15 protein-coding genes are annotated in these 21,816 nt (G+C 75.9%); 13 read left to right on the top strand and 2 right to left on the bottom strand.

The window, feature by feature from the left end; all coding sequences use genetic code 11:
• Window positions 1-132 precede the first annotated feature (132 nt).
• From IH44_RS0100695 to IH44_RS49610, 9 genes are all read left to right on the top strand, one after another.
• Entirely contained in the window at window positions 133-1,251 is a 1,119-nt protein-coding gene (locus IH44_RS0100695; protein ID WP_030457373.1) for a GuaB3 family IMP dehydrogenase-related protein, read from the top strand.
• A gap of 253 nt (window positions 1,252-1,504) precedes the next feature.
• Window positions 1,505-3,184 carry a serine/threonine-protein kinase gene (locus IH44_RS0100690; protein WP_030457372.1) on the top strand — a complete coding sequence of 560 codons (1,680 nt, stop codon included), beginning with the start codon at window positions 1,505-1,507 and terminating at the stop codon, window positions 3,182-3,184.
• 53 nt (window positions 3,185-3,237) lie between these two features.
• On the top strand, window positions 3,238-4,320 hold the full coding sequence (locus IH44_RS0100685) for a protein kinase (RefSeq protein WP_107066450.1): 1,083 nt from the start codon (window positions 3,238-3,240) through the stop codon (window positions 4,318-4,320).
• 156 nt (window positions 4,321-4,476) lie between these two features.
• Window positions 4,477-6,183: a serine/threonine-protein kinase gene (locus tag IH44_RS0100680; RefSeq protein WP_030457370.1), complete on the top strand. Its 1,707-nt coding sequence runs from the start codon at window positions 4,477-4,479 to the stop codon at window positions 6,181-6,183.
• Window positions 6,184-6,278: 95 nt separating this feature from the next.
• On the top strand, window positions 6,279-7,886 hold the full coding sequence (locus IH44_RS0100675; RefSeq protein WP_030457369.1) for a succinic semialdehyde dehydrogenase: 1,608 nt from the start codon (window positions 6,279-6,281) through the stop codon (window positions 7,884-7,886).
• 19 nt (window positions 7,887-7,905) lie between these two features.
• On the top strand, window positions 7,906-9,666 hold the full coding sequence (locus IH44_RS0100670; protein ID WP_030457368.1) for a GMC oxidoreductase: 1,761 nt from the start codon (window positions 7,906-7,908) through the stop codon (window positions 9,664-9,666).
• Window positions 9,667-9,730: 64 nt separating this feature from the next.
• Complete coding sequence (locus IH44_RS0100665) at window positions 9,731-11,284, top strand: zinc ribbon domain-containing protein (RefSeq protein WP_030457367.1); 1,554 nt, start codon at window positions 9,731-9,733, stop codon at window positions 11,282-11,284.
• 747 nt (window positions 11,285-12,031) lie between these two features.
• Window positions 12,032-13,618 (top strand): glutamine-hydrolyzing GMP synthase, encoded by a 1,587-nt coding sequence (gene guaA / locus IH44_RS0100660; RefSeq protein WP_030457366.1) that lies wholly within the window; start codon window positions 12,032-12,034, stop codon window positions 13,616-13,618.
• Between the two features lie 139 nt (window positions 13,619-13,757).
• Window positions 13,758-14,759, top strand: a complete 1,002-nt coding sequence (locus IH44_RS49610; protein ID WP_063759527.1) for a Rieske 2Fe-2S domain-containing protein — start codon at window positions 13,758-13,760, stop codon at window positions 14,757-14,759.
• Window positions 14,760-14,766: 7 nt separating this feature from the next.
• Here the strand turns inward: IH44_RS49610 and IH44_RS0100650 are convergent, their stop codons facing one another.
• Both IH44_RS0100650 and IH44_RS0100645 read right to left on the bottom strand, forming a co-directional pair.
• Entirely contained in the window at window positions 14,767-14,994 is a 228-nt protein-coding gene (locus IH44_RS0100650; RefSeq protein WP_030457364.1) for a hypothetical protein, read from the bottom strand.
• Window positions 14,994-16,550 carry a PspC domain-containing protein gene (locus IH44_RS0100645; RefSeq protein WP_030457363.1) on the bottom strand — a complete coding sequence of 519 codons (1,557 nt, stop codon included), beginning with the start codon at window positions 16,548-16,550 and terminating at the stop codon, window positions 14,994-14,996. The genes IH44_RS0100650 and IH44_RS0100645 overlap by 1 nt, the downstream gene beginning before the upstream one ends.
• A gap of 134 nt (window positions 16,551-16,684) precedes the next feature.
• Here IH44_RS0100645 and IH44_RS0100640 point away from each other — a divergent pair, with 134 nt between their 5' ends.
• The 4 genes from IH44_RS0100640 (at window position 16,685) to IH44_RS0100625 (ending at window position 21,810) form a co-directional block, all read left to right on the top strand.
• Window positions 16,685-18,064 carry an ATP-binding protein gene (locus IH44_RS0100640; protein WP_030457362.1) on the top strand — a complete coding sequence of 460 codons (1,380 nt, stop codon included), beginning with the start codon at window positions 16,685-16,687 and terminating at the stop codon, window positions 18,062-18,064.
• Entirely contained in the window at window positions 18,057-18,734 is a 678-nt protein-coding gene (locus IH44_RS0100635) for a response regulator transcription factor (RefSeq protein WP_030457361.1), read from the top strand. The genes IH44_RS0100640 and IH44_RS0100635 overlap by 8 nt, the downstream gene beginning before the upstream one ends.
• Window positions 18,735-19,190: 456 nt before the next feature.
• Entirely contained in the window at window positions 19,191-20,489 is a 1,299-nt protein-coding gene (locus tag IH44_RS47090; RefSeq protein ID WP_051816401.1) for a glycosyltransferase family 39 protein, read from the top strand.
• 133 nt (window positions 20,490-20,622) lie between these two features.
• Window positions 20,623-21,810 carry a hypothetical protein gene (locus IH44_RS0100625; protein ID WP_051816400.1) on the top strand — a complete coding sequence of 396 codons (1,188 nt, stop codon included), beginning with the start codon at window positions 20,623-20,625 and terminating at the stop codon, window positions 21,808-21,810.
• Window positions 21,811-21,816: the final 6 nt, after the last annotated feature.

The raw sequence follows: 21,816 nt of genomic DNA, 5'->3' as shown, positions 1-21,816 counted from the left end.
GCGGCCGGGCGGTCCCGTGCTGTCCGGGGCCGGGCGCGCCCCTGGCGGGGCAGGTGGGGGCGAGTACGGGATACTTGAGGGCGTGGCCGGGGGGACCCGGTCGGGAGATGGAAAGCAGCAGAAGGGCTCGAAGTGACTGAGATCGAGATCGGGCGAGGCAAGCGCGGCCGCCGGGCGTACTCCTTCGACGACATCGCCGTCGTCCCCAGCCGCCGTACGCGTGACCCGAAGGAGGTCTCGATCGCCTGGCAGATCGACGCCTACCGGTTCGAACTGCCGTTCCTGGCGGCGCCGATGGACAGCGTGGTGTCGCCGCAGCAGGCCATCGCGATCGGGCAGCTGGGCGGCCTGGGCGTGCTGAACCTGGAGGGGCTGTGGACGCGGTACGAGGACCCGCGGCCGCTGCTGGAGGAGATCGCCGCGATCACCGACGAGGCGGCGGCGACCCGGCGCCTGCAGGAGGTGTACGCGGAGCCGATCAAGGCCGAGCTGATCAAGGAGCGGATCAAGGAGGTCCGTGACTCGGGCGTCGTGACCGCCGCCGCGCTCTCGCCGCAGCGCACCGCCGAGTTCTCCAAGGCCGTGGTGGACGCGGGCGTCGACGTGTTCGTGATCCGCGGCACCACGGTGTCGGCCGAGCACGTGTCGGGCGCGGCCGAGCCGCTGAACCTCAAGCAGTTCATCTACGAGCTGGACGTGCCGGTGATCGTCGGCGGCTGCGCCACCTACACCGCCGCGCTGCACCTGATGCGCACCGGCGCGGCCGGCGTGCTGGTGGGCTTCGGCGGCGGCGCCGCGCACACCACCCGCAACGTGCTGGGCATCCAGGTCCCGATGGCCACCGCCGTCGCGGACGTCGCGGCCGCCCGCCGCGACTACATGGACGAGTCCGGCGGCCGGTACGTGCACGTGATCGCGGACGGCGGCGTCGGCTACAGCGGTGACATCCCGAAGGCCGTCGCCTGCGGCGCGGACGCGGTGATGATCGGCGCCGCGCTGGCCCGCGCCACCGACGCGCCCGGCCGGGGCTACCACTGGGGCATGGAGGCCGTCCACGAGGAGCTGCCGCGCGGCAAGCGGGTGCACCTGGGCACCGTCGGCACCACCGAGCAGATCCTGGCCGGCCCGTCGCACACCCCCGACGGCACGATGAACCTGTTCGGCGCGCTGCGCCGGGCGATGGCCACCACCGGCTACACCGAGCTCAAGGAGTTCCAGCGGGTCGAGGTCACGGTCAACCCCGGCCGGTGACGCCTCGCTGAGCTCCCGTCAGCAGGCCGCAGGGCCCCCGCCGCAACCGGCGGGGGCCCTGCGGCGTCCGTACGCCGGGGAGACACCCGGAGGTCACCGGCCGGTCGGACCGGGGGCGGGTGGCCGGGCCGGGGCGGGACAGGGGATGATGGGGGCTCCGGCGTGCGACCGCCGCCCCCGGCGGTCCGACATGCCGTCAGGTCACGGCCGGGGTGCCCGCCGAGGGCCGCAACACCATGGGGAGAGCGCACCGATGACGCAGCCGCAGGAACCGACCGGCCGACTGCTGGCGGACCGCTACCGGCTCGGCGAGGTGCTCGGGCGCGGCGGCATGGGCACCGTCTGGCGGGCCGAGGACGAGATGCTGGGCCGGATCGTCGCGGTCAAGGAACTGCGGATGACCGGCACCGTCGACGAGATCGAGAAGCACCGGCTGGTGGTCCGCACCCTGCGCGAGGCCAAGGCCACCGCCCGGATCCGGCACACCGCGGCCGTCACCGTCTTCGACGTGGTCGAGGAGGACGACCGGCCGTGGATCGTGATGGAGCTGGTGGCCGGCCGCTCGCTGGCCGACGTGGTCGCCGAGGACGGCCCGCTCGCCCCCGAACGGGCCGCGAGGATCGCCCTCGACCTGCTCGGGGTGCTCGGCGCCGCGCACCGCCAGGGCATCCTGCACCGCGACGTCAAGCCGTCCAACGTGCTGATCGGCGAGGACGGGCGGACCGTGCTCACCGACTTCGGCATCGCCAGCGTCGAGGGCGACACCTCCATCACCTCCACCGGCATGCTGGTCGGCGCGCCCTCCTACATCGCCCCCGAGCGGGCCCGCGGCAAGCTGCCCGGACCGCCCTCCGACCTGTGGTCGCTGGGCGGCACGCTGTACGCGATGGTCGAGGGCGTCCCGCCGTACGACCGGGGCGACGCACTGGCCACCCTCACCGCGGTGATGACCGAGCCGCTGCCGGAGCCGCGCAACGCCGGGCCGCTGCGCGGCGTCATCGAGGGCCTGCTGGAGAAGGACCCGGCGAAGCGGATGGACGCCGACGCCGCCCGGCCGCTGCTCGAACTGATCGCGGCCGGCAAGCCGCTGCCGGAGGCCGAGACGGTGGCCGTCCCGAAGCCGCCGGAGCCCGGGCCGGAACCGGCCGCGGCGCCGACCGCGGAACCGGCCGCCGGGCCGGCCGCCGGGCCCGCGCGGAAGGCCGAAGTGCCGCCTGCGGGCGGGCCGTTCGGCTCGCGGCGGCGGGCGCTGCTGGCCGGGGCGGCGGCGGTCGCGGCGCTCGCGCTGATCGCGGCGCTGGTGGTGTTCTGGCCCCGCGGCCACGGCGGCGGCGCGGCCGCCGCGGACCAGGCGTCCCCGGCGGCCGCGGCGTCCGCGCCGGCCGGCCCGCCCTCGGCGGAGGCGTCCGCGAGCCCGTCGGCCGACGGCTCGCCCTCGGCGCCGGCCGCCGCGGACCCGTCGCCGGTGCTGTCGCCCGGGCAGCTCCCGGCCGGGTACGCGGTGTACAAGGACAAGTCCGGGTTCAGCATCGCGCTGCCCGACTGGATGTCCGACCAGGGGCCGGACTACCGCGCCACCAGCCGGCGCTTCGAGGGCCGCGGGCTGCGGCTGGTCGTCGACTGGCAGTCCCCGGCCGGGGCGAGCGCCCTGAAGGACTGGCAGGAGTCCGACCGCAACGCCAGGATGACCAACTACCGCAAGGTCCGGGTGGAGGCCGTCTCCTACCGGGACTGGGCCAACGCCGCCGACTGGGAGTGGACCTACACCGGCAAGACCGGCACCCTGCTGCACTCGCTCAACCGCGGCTTCGTCACCGGCAACGGCAAGTACGGGTACGCGATCTACTGGACCATGCCCGAGGAGGTCTGGTCGGCCCCGGACGGCTCGCTGGCCCGCCGGATCGCCTTCGAGAGCTTCCAGCCCGCGCCGTAGGTCGCGGCGGCCGGGGGCCGTACGCTGGCGGGACGACGGCGTGAGGAACAGGCATGCGAGCGGAGCCGGGTCAAGTGGTGGCCGGGCGGTACCGGGTGACGGACCGTTCGGAGGGGGAGGTCGGCCTTCCCGCGGTGGACGTCCAGAGCGGGGCGCGGGTGCGGCTGTTCGGGCTGGAACTGCCCGAACTGCTGGTGCCCGGGCACCCGGTGGGGGCGCCCGCGCCGTCGTACGGGCCGCGGCTGACCGCCCGGGTCGCGCAGGTCGCGGCGGCCGCCGCCGCGCACCCGCGGCTGCTGCGCGGGCTCGCGGCGGGCCCGGAGGACGAGGTGCTGTGGGTCGCCGAGGAGGCGGTGAGCGGGGTGCCGCTGGAGCGGCTGGCCGGCAACGGCCCCGTCTCGCCGTACCGGGTGGCGGAGATCGGCGCGGACCTGGCGGGCGCCCTGCGGGCGGTGCACGAGGCCGGTCTGACGCACGGGAACCTGACCCTGCGCACGGTGCTGGTCTGCGAGGACGGCGCGGCGATGCTCGGCGGGCTGCTGCTGGGCGCCGCCGAGGAGGAGCTGTGCGCGGCGCTCGGCGGCGAGGTGCCGCGCCGGGTGTACGAGACCCGGGCGCTGATGCTCGGACCGCTCGCCGAGCGCTGGGCGATCGACGCGGGCGCCCCCGCCGACACCTGGGCGCTGGGCGTGCTGCTGTACCGGCTGCTGACCGGCCACGGCCCCTACCCGGAGCACGACCTGCCGACGCTGCTGGCGGCCGTCCGGGACGGGCAGCACCACCCCGCGGACGGCTGCGGCCCGCTGCGGCCGCTGGTCGAGCGGCTGCTGCGGCCGGACGCCGCGGCCCGGCCCGACGCGGCCGCCGTGCAGCGGGAACTGCGCGACCTGCTGGCGTTCGCGCCCGAACCGGGCCTGGACGGCCCGCCCGGGCCGCTGCTGCCGGTGCCCCGCCCGGAGGCCGGTCCGCTGGTGCCGCGGCCGCGCGGCGGCCGCCGCCCGGCCCGGCCGACGGACCGTCAGGGCCCGGCCCGCCCGCCGCGGGTGCCGCCGAAACTGCTCGGGCCGCTGGTGCTGGCGGGCGTGCTGGTGCTGCTGTGCGCGGCGATCGGGGTGATCGTCGCGGTCGCGGGCTGAGAGCGCCCGGTCACCGTGCGATGCGGAGGCCGGGGCGCGATTCCCGGCGGGCGCCGGGCAGCCTAGGCTTGCCTCCTGAACCGTCGGTGCGAGCAGGCACACGGTCTGCCAGGACCCCGTCCGACCGGCGGTGGGGGAATGAAGGGGGGGACGGTCATGGGCGCACAGGACCAGTCGACAGGCCGTCTGCTGGCCGGGCGTTACGCGCTCGGCGAGCGTCTGGGACGCGGCGGGATGGGGACCGTCTGGCGTGCCAGGGACGAGATGCTGGACCGGGAGGTGGCCGTCAAGGAGCTGACGGTCAGCCACCTCTCGGAGGAGGACCTGGAGATGCTCCAGACCCGGATGAAGCGCGAGGCCCGGGCCGCGGCCCGGATCAAGCACCCGGGCGTGATCACCATCCACGACGTGCTGGAGCAGGACGGCCGGCCGTGGATCGTGATGGAGCTGGTGGACGGCCGCGCGCTGTCCGACGTGATCAACCAGGACGGCACCCTGACGCCCCGGGAGGCCGCCGGCGTCGGCCTCCAGGTGCTCGCCGCCCTGCACCGCGGTCACCAGCTGGGGGTGCTGCACCGCGACGTCAAGCCCGCCAACGTGCTGCTGGAGCACGGCACCGGGCGGGCCGTGCTGCTCGACTTCGGCATCGCCAAGTTCGAGGGCGCGATGGACATCACCCGCCCCGGCGACCTGGTCGGCTCGCCCGACTACCTGGCCCCGGAGCGGGCCCAGGGCCAGCGGCCCGGACCGGCCTCCGACCTGTGGGCGCTCGGCGCGACGCTGTACCACGCGGTCGAGGGCGAGTCGCCGTTCCGCCGGGACAACCCGCTCAGCACGCTCACCGCGGTGGTCGACGAGCCGCTGCCCGAACCGCGCCGGGCCGCCGGGCTCGGACCGGTGCTGGCCGCGCTGATGGCCAAGGACCCGGCCGAGCGGCCCGGCGCCGACGAGGCCGGCCGGATGCTGCGCGAGGTCGCCGACGGGCACACCGTCAGCATCCGGGTCCCCGAGCAGGCCGGGGAGCCGCGGCTGCCCACCCAGGTCGTCCCGGTGGTCGACCGGACCACGGAGACGGCCGCGGCCGAGGCCGCTGCCGCGGCGGCCGCCGCCGCGGTGGCCGAGCCGGTCACCGAGCCGGTCCGCACCCCGGTGCAGCCGGCCGTGCCCGTGCCCGTGCCCGCGCCCGCTCCCGTTCCGGCCGCCGCTCCCGTTCCGGCGCCCCGGCGCCGGCGCGGCCGGGCGGTGCTGTGGACGCTGGTCGGCGCGCTGCTGCTGGCCGGGGCGGGCGGCGGCGCGTACTACCTGCACCAGCACCGCGGGACGCCGGTGGTCGCGCCCGAACCGACCCCGCCCGCCCCGCTCCCCACCGGGGACAACCCGCTGCCCAGCGACAGCCCGCTGCCCAGCGGCGCGCCCGCGCCCGCCGGGTACACCTGGAAGGACGACCCGGCCGGGTTCCGCTTCCTGCTGCCCACCAACGGCACCTGGGTGCGCACCGAGAAGGACGGCGGGCAGATCTACTACACGCCCGACAAGCAGGAGCACTTCCTGCTGTTCGCGGTGATGGTCGGCCAGCCGCTCGCGCCCGAGGACCACTTCCTGCAGATGGAGGGCTCGCTCAGCAAGAGCCTCACCGACTACCAGCGCACCAGCCTCGACACCGCCAAGATCAAGGGGCAGGAGGCGGCGGTGTGGGAGTTCAGCTTCGGCGCCAAGGACGCCCGCCGCCACGCCAAGGAGGTCGAGTTCCGGCGCGCCGACGGGACGGCGTTCATGGTGTACGTGTCCGGGCCGGAGAAGGACTGGCGCGACAGCCTGCGGCAGTTCACCACCGTCCTGAACAACTTCACGCCCACCATCTGACCGGACCCGCCCGCCGTCCGACCGGAATCCGACCCGCCGCCTTTTGGTGTTACCGGCGGGTACACAAGTCGGGTTCCAGGGCCTAGGCTGCCCGCATGACGGAGAGCACGATCCAGGGCCGGCGCAACCCCGCGGCGAAGGGGGCGGCGCGCGACGTCGCCTCGGCGGTGCCGGCCGCGCTGGTGGCGCGGCTGGCCGAGGGCGTGACCGCGACCGGCGGTCAGCGCGCCGAGACGCTCGCGCCGCTGACCGGCGAGGCGCTGGCCGCGCTGCCGGTCTCCTCGGAGGCGGACGTCGAGCAGGCGTTCGACCGGGCGCGGCGGGCCCAACCCGCCTGGGCCGCACTGTCGGTGCGGCACCGGGCCGGCGTCCTGCTGCGCTTCCACGACCTGCTGCTGCGGCGGCAGGACGAGGTGCTGGACCTCATCCAGGCGGAGACCGGCAAGGCCCGGCTGCACGCCTTCGAGGAGGTCATGGCCGTCGCCTCGGCCGCCCGGCACTACGGCCGCACCGCGCACTCCTACCTGAAGGACCGCCGCCGCGGCGGCGCCGTGCCCGGCCTGACCAGCGCCGTCGAGGCCCGCCGCCCCAAGGGCGTGGTCGGCCAGATCTCGCCGTGGAACTACCCGCTGGAACTGTCCGTCGGCGACGCGCTGCCCGCGCTCGTCGCGGGCAACGCGGTGGTCAACAAGCCGGACACCCAGACCGCGCTGACCGCGCTGTGGGCCCGCGAGCTGTTCGTCGAGGCCGGACTGCCCCCGCAGGTGTGGCAGATCGTGCTCGGCGACGGCCCCGTGGTCGGCCCGCAGGTCGTCGAGCGCGCCGACTACGTCGCCTTCACCGGCTCCACCCGCACCGGCCGCGACGTCGCCCGCCGGGCCGCCGAGCGCCTGGTCGGCGCCTCGCTCGAACTCGGCGGCAAGAACGCCATGCTGGTGCTCGCCGACGCCGACCTGGACCGGGCCGCGGCCGGCGCCGTCCGAGCCTGCTTCTCCTCGGCCGGCCAGCTCTGCATCTCCATCGAACGGCTCTTCGTGCACCGCTCGGTCGCCGACGCCTTCCTGGCGAAGTTCGCCGAGAAGACCGCCGCGCTGCGCCTGGGCGGCGGTCTCGCCTACGGCGCCGACATGGGCTCGCTGGTCTCCCACCGCCAACTGGAGACCGTCACCCGGCACGTCGAGGAGGCCGTCAAGGCCGGCGCGAAGGTGCTGGCCGGCGGGCAGGCCCGGCCCGACCTGGGCCCGCTGTTCTACGAGCCCACCATCCTCGACGGCGTCACCCCCGAGATGGCGGTCTGCGCCGAGGAGACCTTCGGCCCGGTCGTCTCGGTCTACCGCTTCGACACCGAGGACGAGGCCGTCACCGCCGCCAACGCCACCCCGTACGGCCTGAACTCCAGCGTCTGGACCAGGGACACCCGCCGCGGCCGCAAGGTCGCCGCCCGGCTGCGCACCGGCACCGTCAACGTCAACGAGGCGTACGCCGCCGCCTACGGCTCGGTGGCCTCCCCGATGGGCGGCATGGGCGACTCCGGGCTCGGCCGGCGGCACGGCGCCGAGGGCATCCTGCGCTACACCGAGGCGCAGACCGTCGCGGTGCAGCGGCTGCTGCCGATCGGCCCGTCGATGGGCATGGACGACCGGAAGTTCGCCGAGTTCTTCACCACCGGCCTGAAGGCCATGAAGGCGTTCCGACTGAAGTAGCACCGGAGGAGGGGCAGCAGTGTCGTACGACTACGACGTCGTGGTGGTCGGTTCGGGCTTCGGAGGGTCGGTCGCGGCCCTGCGGCTGACCGAGAAGGGCTACCGGGTCGCCGTCCTGGAGGCCGGGCGCAGGTTCCGCCGCGAGGAGCTGCCCAGCACCTCCTGGAACCTGCGCGACTACCTGTGGGCACCCGCCCTCGGCCGCTACGGCATCCAGCGCATCCACCTGCTGCGCAACGTGCTGATCCTGGCCGGGGCGGGCGTCGGCGGCGGCTCGCTGAACTACGCCAACACCCTGTACGTGCCGCCGAAGGCGTTCTTCGAGGACCGGCAGTGGCGGCACATCACCGACTGGCAGGCCGAGCTCGCGCCGTTCTACGACCAGGCGCAGCGGATGCTCGGCGTGCGGCTCAACCCGACCATGACCCCCTCCGACGTGCACCTGAAGGCCGCCGCCGAGGCGATGGGCTGCGGCGACACCTTCCACCTGGCGCCCGTCGGGGTGTTCTTCGGCGACGGGCAGGACGGCACCGGCGAGGCCAAGGCCGCCCCCGGCGGCGAGGTCGACGACCCGTACTTCGGCGGCGCCGGGCCCCGCCGCAAGGCGTGCACCGAGTGCGGCGAGTGCATGACCGGCTGCCGGCACGGCGCCAAGAACACCCTCACCGAGAACTACCTGTACCTGGCCGAACGGGCCGGCGCCGAGATCCTGCCGATGACCACCGTCAAGCGGCTGCGCCCGCACGGCGAGGGCTACGCCGTCGACGTGCTGCCCACCGACGCCCGCACCCGGCGGGCGCAGAAGGCCGGGGCGCGCACGATCACCGCCGAACGGGTCGTGGTCGCGGCCGGCACCTACGGCACCCAGAGCCTGCTGCACCGGATGCGCGAGGGCGGGCTGCTGCCCCGGATCTCCGCCCGGCTCGGCCACCTCACCCGCACCAACTCCGAAGCCCTGGTGGGCGCGCAGACCTCCACCCGGCGCTACGGGGAGCGCCCCGACTTCACCCGCGGGGTGGCCATCACCTCCTCGGTGCACCCCGACGCCAACACCCACATCGAGCCGGTCCGCTACGGGCGGGGCTCCAACGCGATGGGCGCGCTCTCCATCCAGCAGGTGTCCGGCGCCGGGCGCGGCCCGCGCTGGCTGCGCTACCTGGGCACCGCCGCCCGGCACCCGTGGACCTTCGTCCAGTCGATGAACCAGCACCGCTGGTCGGAGAAGACCATCATCGGCCTGGTCATGCAGTCCCTGGACAACTCGCTGACCGTCTCGCTGAAGAACGGGAAACTCACCTCCCGGCAGGGCCACGGCGCGCCCAACCCCAGCTGGATCCCGGCCGCCGAGGAGGGCGCCCGGGCGCTGGCCGCCTCCATCAACGGCTTCCCCGGCTCCACCGCCGGCGAGATCTTCGACATCCCGCTGACCGCGCACTTCCTCGGCGGCTGCCCGATCGGCGACAGCGCCGAGACCGGCGTCGTCGACCCCTACCACCGGCTGTACGGGCACCCCGGGATCAGCGTGGTCGACGGCTCCGCGGTCTCCGCCAACCTGGGCGTCAACCCCTCACTGACCATCACCGCGCAGGCCGAGCGCGCCATGTCGATGTGGCCCAACCGCGGCGAGGCCGACCCGCGCCCCGAACCGGGCACCGCCTACCGCCCCGTGCCGCCCGTCGCACCGCGCCAACCCGCCGTCCCCGCAGGGGCGTTCGGCGCGCTGCGGCTGCCGCTGCTGCCCGTCCCGGCGGTGCCCCGGCGGGCCCCGGAAGAAGATTGACAGCCCTTCGGCCGCGGTGGGATAAACGGGCCCTCGGAACACGGACCATCCCGGGGGGACCACCATGCCCATCTGCCAGTCCTGCGGAGCGGCCTCGCCCGACCCGGCGGTGACCTGCGCCAACTGCGGGAGGCCGGTCGCCGCGCCCGCCATCGGCGACGTCGTCGAGGACACCGGCACCGCCGCGGCCGGCCCCTCCCCGTGGGGCGCCGGCCGGGTGCACCACCCCCGGGAACTGCCCGTCCCCTCCCGCGGCTGGCTGACCGCGGGCCGGGTGCTGATCGCACCGACCGGACTGCTGGTGCTGGCCGCCGTGATCGGCGCGGGCAGCGACGACGGCCGCGCCGGCTCGGAGATCTTCGCCACCGCCTGGTCGGCCGAGGGCTTCCAGACCTGGCTGGCCCTGGTCCTCACCGCCTTCGGCACCCCCCTGCGCATGGTGATGAGCGCGCCCGGCACCAGGGCGGACACCATCTCCAGCGACAGCCACCTGATCATGTACGTGGTCGCGCTGGGCTGGCTGCTGGCGCTCTGGGGCGGCCAGCACCTCACCGCCCGGGCCCGCCGCCGGAGCGCCGCCGCCGAGCCGACCGCGGCCGCCGCCGGCCTCCAGGCGCTGCGCACCGGCGCGCTGTCCGCCGCCCTCGCGCTGCTGCTGGGCCTGCTGGCCGGCCACGACGCGGACACCGGCGCGAAGAGCGCCGAGCTGAAGGTCGAGCTCGGCCCCGCGCTGCTGCCGCTGGCGCTGTCCGCGGGCCTGGCCGCGGCCGTCGTGGTGCTGGCCGTGGACGGCGCGCCCGCGCTGCGCGCCGAGGCCGCCCGGCGCGGGTGGCTGGGCAGCCTGCTGCTCGCCTGGCAGCACGCCTCCCGGGTGGTCGGCGGCCTGCTGGTGCTGCTCACCGCCGTCGCGCTGGTGGTGCAGCTCTCCTCCGACACGGTCTTCCCGGACAGCGGCTCACTGGGCCTGGTCACCAACAACGGCCTGCTGCTCCACGGCGTCGGCAGCGGCGCGACCCTGCTGTCCGCCGGCGCCTTCGGGCTCGGCCACCGGTCGATGTCGCTGTTCGACCTGGACGGCCACGGCAGCGGCTGGTGGTGCGCGGTGCTGCTGCCGCTGGCCGCCGCGCTGGCGCTCGGCTGGTCCGCGCACCGGGGCCGGCTGGGCCGGCGCGACCGGGCCGTGCTCGCGGGCCTGTACGCGGTGCTCACCGCCGCCCTGCTGCTCGGCACCTCGATCTGGGCCGCCCAGAGCCGGAGCAGCGCCGCCGGGGTCGGCGGGTTCTCGCTGCGGGACCGGGACGCGCTCGGCTGGTCGCTGCCGTCGGTGCTGGTCGCCTGCGCGCTCTGGGCGCTGCTCGGCGCGCTGGTGGTGCCCGCCGTGCTGGACGCCGTGCGCGGCACCCCCGTACCGCCGGCCGCCCCGGCCGCTCCCGCCGTCCCGCCCGCGCCGTCCGTCCCGCCGATGCCCGCCGTGCCGCCGCTGCCCGGGCAGACCGTGGCCGACACCCTCGCGCACGGGTCGGTCGAGCTGGTGGCCGACCTGCCGCCGACCGCCGCCGTCGCGGCCGATGCGGGCGGCGACCCGCACGCCGCGTACCGGCGCCCGGACGCCGGCTGAGCCCGCGGGCCCCGGACAGGGCAAAGGGCCCCGCGGGGGAACGGGGCCCTTTGTCGCAGCACTCGGCGTCAGGGCCGCGCCGGTGCTGGGAGACGGCGCCGGGGGAGGAGCGCCGTCCGGGAAGGATGGTCATGGCACGCGCCGGGGCCGTCCGGGCCTCACGGAGCGTGAAAGGGGGCCGTGCGGGTCGACGGCCTCATCGCGGCCGGGGGTGTACGGTGAGCCCCCGCCTCCCAGCATCGTCGTGGACGAGGGCCTTGCCGTGCAACCGATTCGGCGTAAAAGAAGGGGTGGACGGAACAGGACACGGCGCGGGGGAGCGCCGGACCTGACCGCCAGGAGGCGGTCACCGTCCGTGATAACGGCTTGCGGGGCGTACCGGGGCGTACGCCGGAGCGGGCGGCTGACTGAGGTGTGGCGGCCGGCACCGGTACCGGCCGCCACACCCCGGGTCCGCCCGGTCGCGGACGGGGTCGCTGTCCCCTGCTGACCCGACCGCGGCACCGGGGCGCGGTCCCACGGCGGGCCCGTGCCCGCCACGCGCACCCGGTGGACCGGAAATGATCCACGCGTGGTTCCGCCGCCCGGTGCGGCCCGCACCTGGAGGGTGCCGGCGTCTCGTGCGGTCTCCCGGTGCAACGATTCGCCTGCCCGGCCGGTCACGGGCGGCGGTGCGGGCAGTCGGGTGAAAGCGTCCCGGTAGACTCGGGGGCGACACCCCCTTGTACCGCCGCCGGAAGGCCGTCTGTGTCCGCTGATACACCCGCCCAGTCCGCACCCGAGAACGACACCGTCCTGGTCGTCGACTTCGGTGCCCAGTACGCCCAGCTCATCGCCCGTCGGGTGCGTGAGGCGCGGGTCTACAGCGAGATCGTGCCGAGCTCCATGCCGGTCGCCGAGATGCTCGCCAAGAACCCGAAGGCGATCATCCTCTCCGGCGGTCCGTCGTCGGTGTACGAGGAAGGCGCCCCGCAGCTCGACCGCGCGCTCTTCGAGGCCGGCGTCCCGGTCTTCGGCATGTGCTACGGCTTCCAGCTGATGGCCAAGACCCTCGGCGGCACCGTCGACAACAGCGGCGCCCGCGAGTACGGCCGCACCGCGCTGACCGTCACCCGCTCCGGCTCCACCCTGTTCGAGGGCACCCCGGACCGGCAGTCGGTGTGGATGTCGCACGGCGACGCCTGCTCGGCCGCGCCCGAGGGCTTCACCGTCACCGCCTCCACCGACGTGGTGCCGGTCGCCGCCTTCGAGAACGACGACCTCAAGCTGTACGGCGTGCAGTACCACCCCGAGGTGATGCACTCCGAGCACGGCCAGCAGGTGCTGGAGCACTTCCTGTACCGCGGCGCCGGCATCGCCCCGAACTGGACCACGACCAACGTGGTCGAGGAGCAGGTCGCGCTGATCCGCGAGCAGGTCGGCGACAAGCGCGCCGTCTGCGGCCTGTCCGGCGGCGTGGACTCCGCGGTCGCCGCCGCGCTGGTGGCCCGCGCCATCGGCGACCGGCTGACCTGCGTGTACGTCGACCACGGCCTGATGCGCAAGGGCGAGACCGAGCAGGTCGAGAAGGACTTCGTCGCGGCCACCGGCGTCAAGCTGGTCGTGGTCGACGCCGAGGAGCGCTTCCTGACCGCGCTGAAGGGCGTCTCCGATCCCGAGCAGAAGCGCAAGATCATCGGCCGCGAGTTCATCCGGGTCTTCGAGCAGGCCCAGGCCGAGATCGTCGCCGACGAGGGCCCCGCCGTGGAGTTCCTGGTCCAGGGCACCCTGTACCCGGACGTGGTGGAGTCCGGCGGCGGCACCGGCACCGCCAACATCAAGTCCCACCACAACGTCGGCGGCCTCCCCGAGGACCTCGAGTTCCAGCTCGTCGAGCCGCTGCGCAAGCTGTTCAAGGACGAGGTCCGGATGGTCGGCCAGGAGCTCGGCCTGCCCGCCGAGATCGTCCAGCGCCAGCCGTTCCCCGGCCCCGGCCTCGGCATCCGGATCGTCGGCGAGGTCACCAAGGAGCGCCTCGACCTGCTCCGCGAGGCCGACGCCATCGCCCGCGAGGAACTGACCCTGGCCGGCCTGGACGCCGAGATCTGGCAGTGCCCCGTGGTGCTGCTGGCCGACGTCCGCTCGGTCGGCGTCCAGGGCGACGGCCGCACCTACGGCCACCCGATCGTGCTGCGCCCGGTCTCCTCCGAGGACGCCATGACCGCGGACTGGTCGCGCCTGCCCTACGAGGTGCTGGCGAAGATCTCCACCCGGATCACCAACGAGGTCAAGGACGTGAACCGGGTCGTCCTGGACGTCACCTCCAAGCCGCCGGGCACCATCGAGTGGGAGTGATCCCACCGGCAACCGTGTGACCGCGCCGCCGCTTCCCGCGCCAGGGGAGTGGCGGCGCGGCCATGTGGGAAGGGCACCGGGCACAATCGGACCCGACCCCGCCGGCGGACGGCGGGCGGCGAGCGAGAGGGCGGCAACGATGGCGACCGGCACCGGCGGCACGGCGGGCACCAGGACCACCGAGTGGAAGGCCCTGGGCGCGCGCTACGCGCTGCTGCCGCTGCGGCTGTTCCTGGGGGCGACCTTCGTCTACGCGGCCTTCGACAAGCTCTCCGACGCGCACTACCTGGCCGGCGCCGGCGACGCCGCCTCCTTCCACTCCCAGACCGTGGCCGCCCAGGACAGCAGCCCGATCGGCTGGGCGCTGGGCCCCGCGCTGCACGCGCCGACCTTCTTCGGCCTGCTGATCGCCTTCGGCGAACTCGCCGTCGGCCTCGGCACCCTGTTCGGCCTGTGGGGCCGGGTCGCCGCGCTCGGCGGCGCACTGCTGTCCGCCACCCTCTGGCTGACCGTCAGCTTCCACACCACCCCGTACTACCTCGGCAACGACCTGGCCTACCTGCTGGCCTGGACGCCGCTGCTGCTGGCCGGCACCCCCTACCTGTCGGTCGACGGCTACCTCGCCGCCCGGGCCGCCCGCGACCGGGCCCGCGGCCTCGCCGAGGACGCGGTGCGCCGCCGCGCCCTGCTGGACGGCGGCATCGCGGCCGTCGCGCTCGGCGGCGCCGGGCTGCTCTCCGGCTCGCTCACCGCGAGCTTCGGCCGGGACGAGACCCCCGTCGCGGCCGGGACCGCGGGCGGCGCCGGCGCCACCAGCCCCGTCCCGCAGCCCGGGCCCGCGGTGCCCGCCGCGCAGGTCCCGGTCGGCGGCTCCGCCACCGTCAAGGACCCGGCCAGCGGCGACGCCGTCTACATCGTCCAGCCCGCCGCCGGGCAGTACGCCGGGCTGTCCTCGGTCTGCACCCACTCCGGCTGCGCGGTCAACCCGCCCAAGGACGGCAAGCTGTACTGCCCCTGCCACGGCTCCACCTTCGACGCCGCCACCGGCGCGGTCATCACCGGCCCGGCCGTGAAGCCGCTGCCCAAGTACGCCGTCACCAAGAGCGGCGACCGGCTGGAGCTCGGCCCGCAGCAGGCCTGAGCCCCGCTCAGTCCAGGCTGTGGTCGTCGTCGCGGGCCCCGCCCCGGCCGCGGCGGGAGGCCGCCACCAGGGCGCCGGCCAGGCCGCCCGCGCCGAGCACGATGCACGCCAGCGGCAGCACGAAGCGGCTGTTCACCTCCCGGTCGTTCAGCGAGGCCACCAGGTACAGCACCGCCAGGGCGGTGAACAGCCCGCCCGCGACCAGCGCGTACAGGTCGAACCGATGCTTCCTCATCACCGCACCACCTCGATGTCGCCGGCGCCCACCGTCACCGTCAGTTCCAGTACTCCCTTGGACGGCTGGCCGTCCGGGACCTCGATCACCACGTCCTCGTCGGTGAACGGCCCGTCGAAGCGCTGCCCGTCCGGCAGGTCGACGCCGCCCGCGCCGTCGCGCAGCTTCAGCCGCAGCTCCACCCCGGCGGGCACCGTCACCCGGGCGCTGCCCGCGCCGACCCGCAGCTCGGTGGCGAGGGTGCCGCCGTGCGGGTCCAGCGCCGACAGGTCCAGGCGGGCGTCGCCCAGGCCCAGCGTGTACCGCGAGCGCAGGTCGTCCTGGGCGGCCGTCCAGGTGCGGTCGCCGGTGGAGTCGGCGACCGTCGCCGAGGTGCCGGCCGCCAGCACCAGGCCCGCCGTCAGCAGCAGCGCCAGCAGGGTCAGCCCGCGGGTCCGCCCCCAGCGGGAGCTGATCGCCATGGCCAGGCCCAGCGGCAGCAGCGCCACCGCCAGCACCGTCGACCAGCGGTGCTCGCCGTGCCCGGCCGCCCCCACCGCCCAGGACGCGCCGAGCGAGACCAGCACCGCCGACGCCCCCAGCACCGAGCGGCCGCGCTCGGCCTTGCGCCGGGCCTTCCACTCGCGGTGCCGGGCCATGCTCTCCCGGTGCCGCTCCATGGCCTGCCGCTGGGCCTCGTGGCGCCGGTCGGCCCGCTCCCGGAAGTCCGTCATCCGGCGTTCCATCCGGTCCTGGTAGGTCTCCTCGCGCGGCTCCTTGCGCAGCGGGTCGCCCTCCGGCAGGTCGGTGCGCTGCCACCACGGCCGGGCGGGCGCCCCCGGCGGCGGCGTGGCGCCGCCGCCGTACGGGTCGCGCTCCGGGTGCCGCGGGTCCCACAGGTAGCCGGACGGGCCGACCGGCGGGGTGTCGCCGTACTCCTCGGAGCGGGCCGTGCCGGCCTCCGCGTGCCGGGCCCGGATCCGCTCGTGCAACTCCGCGCTGCGGGCCCGCCACTCGACCCGCAGGTCCCGGCCGACCGACTCGCTCCAGGTCTTCCAGTCGGCGAACGGGCCGGAGTCCTCCAGCCGGTCGCGCGGGGCGGCCCCGGGGGCCGGCGCGGCCGGGTTCTCGCCGTCGAAGCGGCGCCGCCGCTCCGGGTCGTAGCGCAGCGCCAGGAACACCAGCGCGGCGAGCAGCAGCAGCGGGAACAGCTGGCCGCCGTCGCCCATCGAGGAGAAGAACACCCCGGTGCCGATCACCGTCACCAGCACCGCGCCCACCGACTGGCCGTCGACCCGGCCGGTCAGCACCCGCTGCAGCTCGGTGCTGCCGCCCTCGCCGTCCGCGGCCTCCCGCGGCACCACCAGCCAGGCCAGCCCGTACAGGAACAGCCCGAGTCCGCCGGTCAGGCCGAGCACCGCGATCACCACCCGGAACACCACCGGGTCGATGTCCAGGTAGCGGCCGAGGCCGCCGCACACGCCCGCCACCACCCGGTGCCGGGAGGAGCGGGTGAGCGCCGGGCGGCCCGCTTCGGGGGCGGCCGGCGGGTCCTCCGGGATCTGGTCGTCCGTCATGCCTCCATCCTTCCGGGCCGCCGGGCCCCGCCCAACCGTCCGGGGCCCGGGAGCGACCCTGAACTGTCCCTGAGGGCGGACTAGGGGCCGGACCCTGATGCGCCGCCGCACCGGCACCTGCCACCATCGGTGCCGTGGCCGTACCCGAGACCAGAAGCACCGAGCCCGTCCCGACCGACCCGCCGGACGGCGGGACGCCCTACCGGCGGCTGTACCGCAGTCCGCACGGCCGGATCCTCGGCGGCGTCTGCCAGGGCCTGGCCACCCACCTCGGCGTGCCCGTCACCTGGGTGCGGCTGGCGTTCATCGTGCTGTTCTTCTCCGAGGGCATCGGCGCCCTGCTGTACGCCGCGTTCTGGGTGGTGGTGCCGCTGGGCATCAACCAGGCCGCCCCCGGCGCCGCCCCCGCCCGCCGCCCGGCCGCCGACCCCGGCCGCTTCGGGTGGCTGCGCGACCTGCTGGAGCGCACCTTCCACGGCGAGCAGGACGCCCCCGCCGCGGCCGGCGACGGCCCGGCCCCGGCGGGCGCCCGGCCCGGCCGGGGCGGCAGCATGGGCCAGCTGTTCGCGCTGGTCGCCCTGGTGATCGGCGTGATGGCGCTGCTGTCCGCGCTCGGCATCCAGACCGCCAAGCCGTACGTGTGGCCGCTGCTCGCGGTCGGCATCGGCGTCGCCCTGGTGTGGCGGCAGGCCGACGACTCGCGCTGGCAGAGCTGGTTCGGCCCGACGCCGGGCAGCCGCCGCGGCGCCTACCTGCGGGTGCTGGCCGGGGCGCTGCTGGTGGTGGCCGGCATCATCGGCTACTTCGTCACCCAGGGCGTGGACTCCCCGGTCGCGCTGGTCGTGGAGTCCTCGCTGGCCGTGGTGGCGGGCGTGCTGGTGCTCGGCGGGCCGTCCATGCTGCGGATGTGGCAGGACCTCGGCGCCGAGCGCACCGCCCGGATCCGGGCCCAGGAGCGGGCCGAGATCGCCGCGCACGTGCACGACTCGGTGCTGCACACCCTCACCCTGATCCAGCGCCGGGCCGAGGACCCCAAGGAGGTGCTGCGCCTGGCCCGCGCCCAGGAGCGCGAACTGCGCCTGTGGCTGTACCGCCCGGAGGCCGCCGCCGAGGCCGCCCCCGACACCCTGGCCGAGCACCTGCGCGAGATCGTCGCCGAGGTCGAGGACCGGCACGGCGTCCATCTGGAACTGGTCTGCGTCGGCGACTGCCCGATGGACGAGAAGATCGCCTCGCAGATGCAGGCGGCCAGGGAAGCCATGGTGAACGCCGCCAAGTACGGTGGCGGTGGACCGGTCCAGGTCTACGCGGAGGTGGAGGGGAGGACGGTGTCGGTGTTCGTCCGCGACCACGGCCCCGGCTTCGACCCCGACGACCTCCCCGAGGACCGCATGGGCGTACGCGAATCGATCATCGGCCGGATGCGGCGCAACGGGGGCACCGCGCGGGTGCGGCCCGCGCCGGACGGCGGGACCGAGGTCGAGCTGGAGATGGAGAGGGCGGCAGATGACTGACGCAGCGTCAGCGGAGGCACCCGGCAGGCGGGCCCGGGTGGTGCTGGTGGACGACCACCGGATGTTCCGCACCGGCGTGCGGGCCGAGATCGGGCGCACCGACGAGACCGGCATCGACGTGGTCGGCGAGGCCGACGACGTCGAGTCCGCGGTCCGGGTGGTCGCCGAGACCCGGCCCGACGTGGTGCTGCTCGACGTGCACCTGCCCGGCGGCGGCGGCGTCGAGGTGCTGCGCCGCTCGGCCGGCGTCGAGGGGGTGCGCTTCCTCGCGCTGTCCGTCTCGGACGCCGCCGAGGACGTGATCGGCGTGATCCGCGGCGGCGCCCGCGGCTACGTCACCAAGACCATCACCGGCACCGACCTGGTCAACGCGATCTTCCGGATCTCCGACGGCGACGCGGTGTTCTCGCCCCGGCTGGCCGGCTTCGTGCTCGACGCGTTCGCCGCCACCGACACCCCGCCGGTCGACGAGGACCTCGACCGGCTCACCCAGCGCGAGCGCGAGGTGCTGCGGCTGATCGCCCGCGGCTACGCCTACAAGGAGATCGCCAAGCAGCTGTTCATCTCGGTGAAGACCGTGGAGAGCCACGTCTCCGCGGTGCTGCGCAAGCTCCAGCTCTCCAACCGGCACGAACTGACCCGCTGGGCCACCGCCCGCCGCCTGGTCTGACACCCCGGCCCACCGCTGCCCCCGCCCCTTCCGTCCGGCCCGCCGACGGAGCGGCGGGGCAGCGGACGGGCGGCAGGTGACGGTGTGTTTGGATAGGGCCGTGCCGACTTCCCGCCCCCGTCGCCCCCGGGTGCGACGACCCTCCCGTCCCGCCGCCGTGCCGGCCCCCGCGGCCGGACACCGCGACGGCCCCGCCACATGAGCGTCGGAGCGGCCCGCGGTCCCGCCCGCGGCCCGGACACCGACCCGACCCCGACCGGACCCTGACGGCGCGCCGGGCAGGCCCTGCTGGCCCGGGCCGGCCGCCTGCTGTGGGTCTGGCCCACCGCGCTGACCCTCGCGGTCTGCCTGTACGGGGCGGGCGGACCACTGCCGTGGGACGACGAACTCGCCACCTGGAACGCGGCGAACCGCTCCCCGGCCGAGATCTTCCACCTGCTGGGGAACCTGGACGCCGTGATCGGCGCCTACTACCTGCTGATCCACTTCTGGACCGAGGCGTTCGGGCACTCCGTCCTCGCGCTCCGGATCCCCTCCGCGCTGGCCATGGCCGGGGCCGCCGCCTTCGTCACGCTGACCGGCCGCAAGCTCTTCACGCCCACCGCCGGCCTGGTCGCGGGCCTGCTGTTCGCGTTGACCCCGTCGGTGTCCCGGTACGGGCAGGAAGTCCGCGGCTACGCCTTCGTGGTGCTCTTCGCCGCCGCCGCGACCTTCCTGCTGCTGCGCGCCCTGGAACGGCCCACCGCCGGACGCTGGGTGCTGTACGCGCTCGCGCTGGCCGGCGCCGGACTGTTCCACGTCGTCGCGCTGGTCCTGATCGTCCCGCACGCCCTGGTCGCGGCCGGGCGGTGGTGGACCGGCCGCGCGCGCGGCGTGCTGGTCGGCCACCCGCTCGCCGTCCTCGGCGCGGTGCTCCCGCTGCTCCCGCTGATCGCGCTCGGCCAGGACCAGGTCGGCCGGCAGCTCAGCTGGCTGGCCAAGCCCACCGTCCCGGCCGTCGCCCGGATGTGGCCCAACCTGTACGGCTCGGCCTGGGTCGGCCTGCTGGTGCTCGCCTGCGCGGCGCTGCCGCTGGCCTGGCCGCACGGGCGCCGCCCGGCGGTGGAGGCCGGCCTGGTCGCCGTGCTGCCGATCCCGCTGCTGTGGGCCGCCTCGCAGGGGCACACCTCCTACTTCCTCGACCGCTACCTGCTCTTCACGCTGCCCGCCTGGGCCGTGCTGGCCGGGGCCGGCCTCGCCGCGCTGCGCCCCCGCGCGCTCACCGCGATCGGCCTGGCCGCCGTCCTGGTGCTCGGCGCGCACGACCAGCGGGTGGTGCGCCAGCGCTACGCGCACACCACGTGGGACGGCGCGGCCGCGGCGAAGGTGATCGCCGACGGCTACCGGCCCGGCGACGGCGTCGCGCCGCAGCGCTACGGGAACGCGATCTTCACCGCCGTCCCCACCGCGCTCGACCTCTACCTGCCCGAACGGGTCCGGCTCGACGACGTCTTCGTCGAACGCAGCGCGGTCGAACTCGGCGAGCTCTACCCGCAGTTGTGCGCCGACCCGGCGGCCTGCCTGGACGGCGTCCAGCGGGTCTGGGTGGTCACCGTCCTGCCGGACGAGGACACCGCCCCGGGCCGGGCCCCGGTCGTCCACGACGACCCGTTCGAGGGCTTCGACCCCGCGCAGGCCGCGGCACTGCGCAAGGCCTTCCCGAAGAGCACCGTCACCCACCGGCACAACGTCCTGGTCACCCTGATGGAACGCTGACCCGGGCCGCCCGCGCCCGCTCCCGCGCCCGGCGAGCCTGCGCGGGCCGCCGCACCCCGCTGCATAGCGTGGGCGCCGTGCCAGCCACCCCCCGCGACCGCGCCCGGCCGGCGCCCGCCGGACGGGGCGGGCCGTGCCCCGGGTCCTGACCGGGGACGCCGACGCGCCGGGCCGCGCACCCGCCGCCCGCCGGCGCCCCCGCTACCCCCGCCCCGCCGTCCGGGCCGCCCTGCTCGGCTACCTCGCCGTCCGGGCCGCCGGAGTCCTGCTGCTGGCCGGCTGGGCCGGCCCGGTCGGCGCCGCGCACCGGCTCGACGGCATGTGGGACGCCCACTGGTACCGGCAGATCGCCCTGCACGGCTACGCGGGCACCCCGCCGGTGCCCGGCCCGTACGGCCCGTACGAGGCGTACGCGTTCTTCCCCGGGTACCCGCTCCTGGTCCGGGCCGCCGCGCTGCTGCTCCCGGTCGGCGCGGCGGCGCTCGCGGTGGCCTGGGCGGCGTCGCTGGCCGCCGCCGGGGGGATCTTCGCGGTCGCCGCCCGGCTGTACGGCGACCGGGCCGGGGTGTGCGCCGCCGTGCTGTGGGGCGTCCTGCCGTACGCGGTGGTGGAGAGCGCCGCCTACTCGGAGCCGCTGTTCACCGCCTTCGCCGCCTGGGCCGTGCACGCGGCGCTCCGGCGCCGCTGGGTGGCCGCCGGGCTGCTCTGCGCCGCCGCCGGGCTGACCCGCCCGACCGGGGCCGCGCTCGCCCTGGCGGTCGCCGTCGCCGCGCTGCTGGAGTGGGCGCGTCCGGGCCCGGGCGCGGCCGGCCGCCGCGACCCGCGCGCCCTGGCCGGGGCGCTGCTGGCGCCGCTGGGCTGCGCGGGCTTCGTCGCCTGGGTGGGGTGGTGCAAGGGCCGCTGGGACGGCTACTTCCGGGTCCAGGACGCCTGGCAGAGCCGGTTCGACCTCGGCCGCTCCACCCTGCTCGCCTTCCGCCGCCTGCTGACCGCCGCCGAACCGGTCTGGCTGGCCGACGTGGTCGCCGCCGGCACCCTGCTGGCCGCCGTGCTGCTGCTGGCGCTCTCGGCGCTGCGCCGCCAGCCGCCGGTGCTGCTGCTGTACAGCGCCGCGATGCTGGCCCTGGCGCTCGGCGACGCCGCCTACTTCACCTCCCGGGCGCGCTTCCTGCTGCCCGCCTTCGGACTGCTGCTCCCGCTCGCCACCGCCCTGGCCCGCACCCGCGGCCGGGCGGTGCCCGCGGTGCTGCTCGGCGCGGCCGCGCTGCTCTCCGCGGCGTACGGCGGCCACGTCGTCCTGGTCTACCCCGACGCCCCGTGACCCGGC

The organism is Kitasatospora sp. NRRL B-11411 (assembly GCF_000721345.1).
GTDB classification, from domain to species: domain Bacteria; phylum Actinomycetota; class Actinomycetes; order Streptomycetales; family Streptomycetaceae; genus Kitasatospora; species Kitasatospora cineracea.
This window is presented reverse-complemented; position numbering and strand designations above follow the sequence as displayed.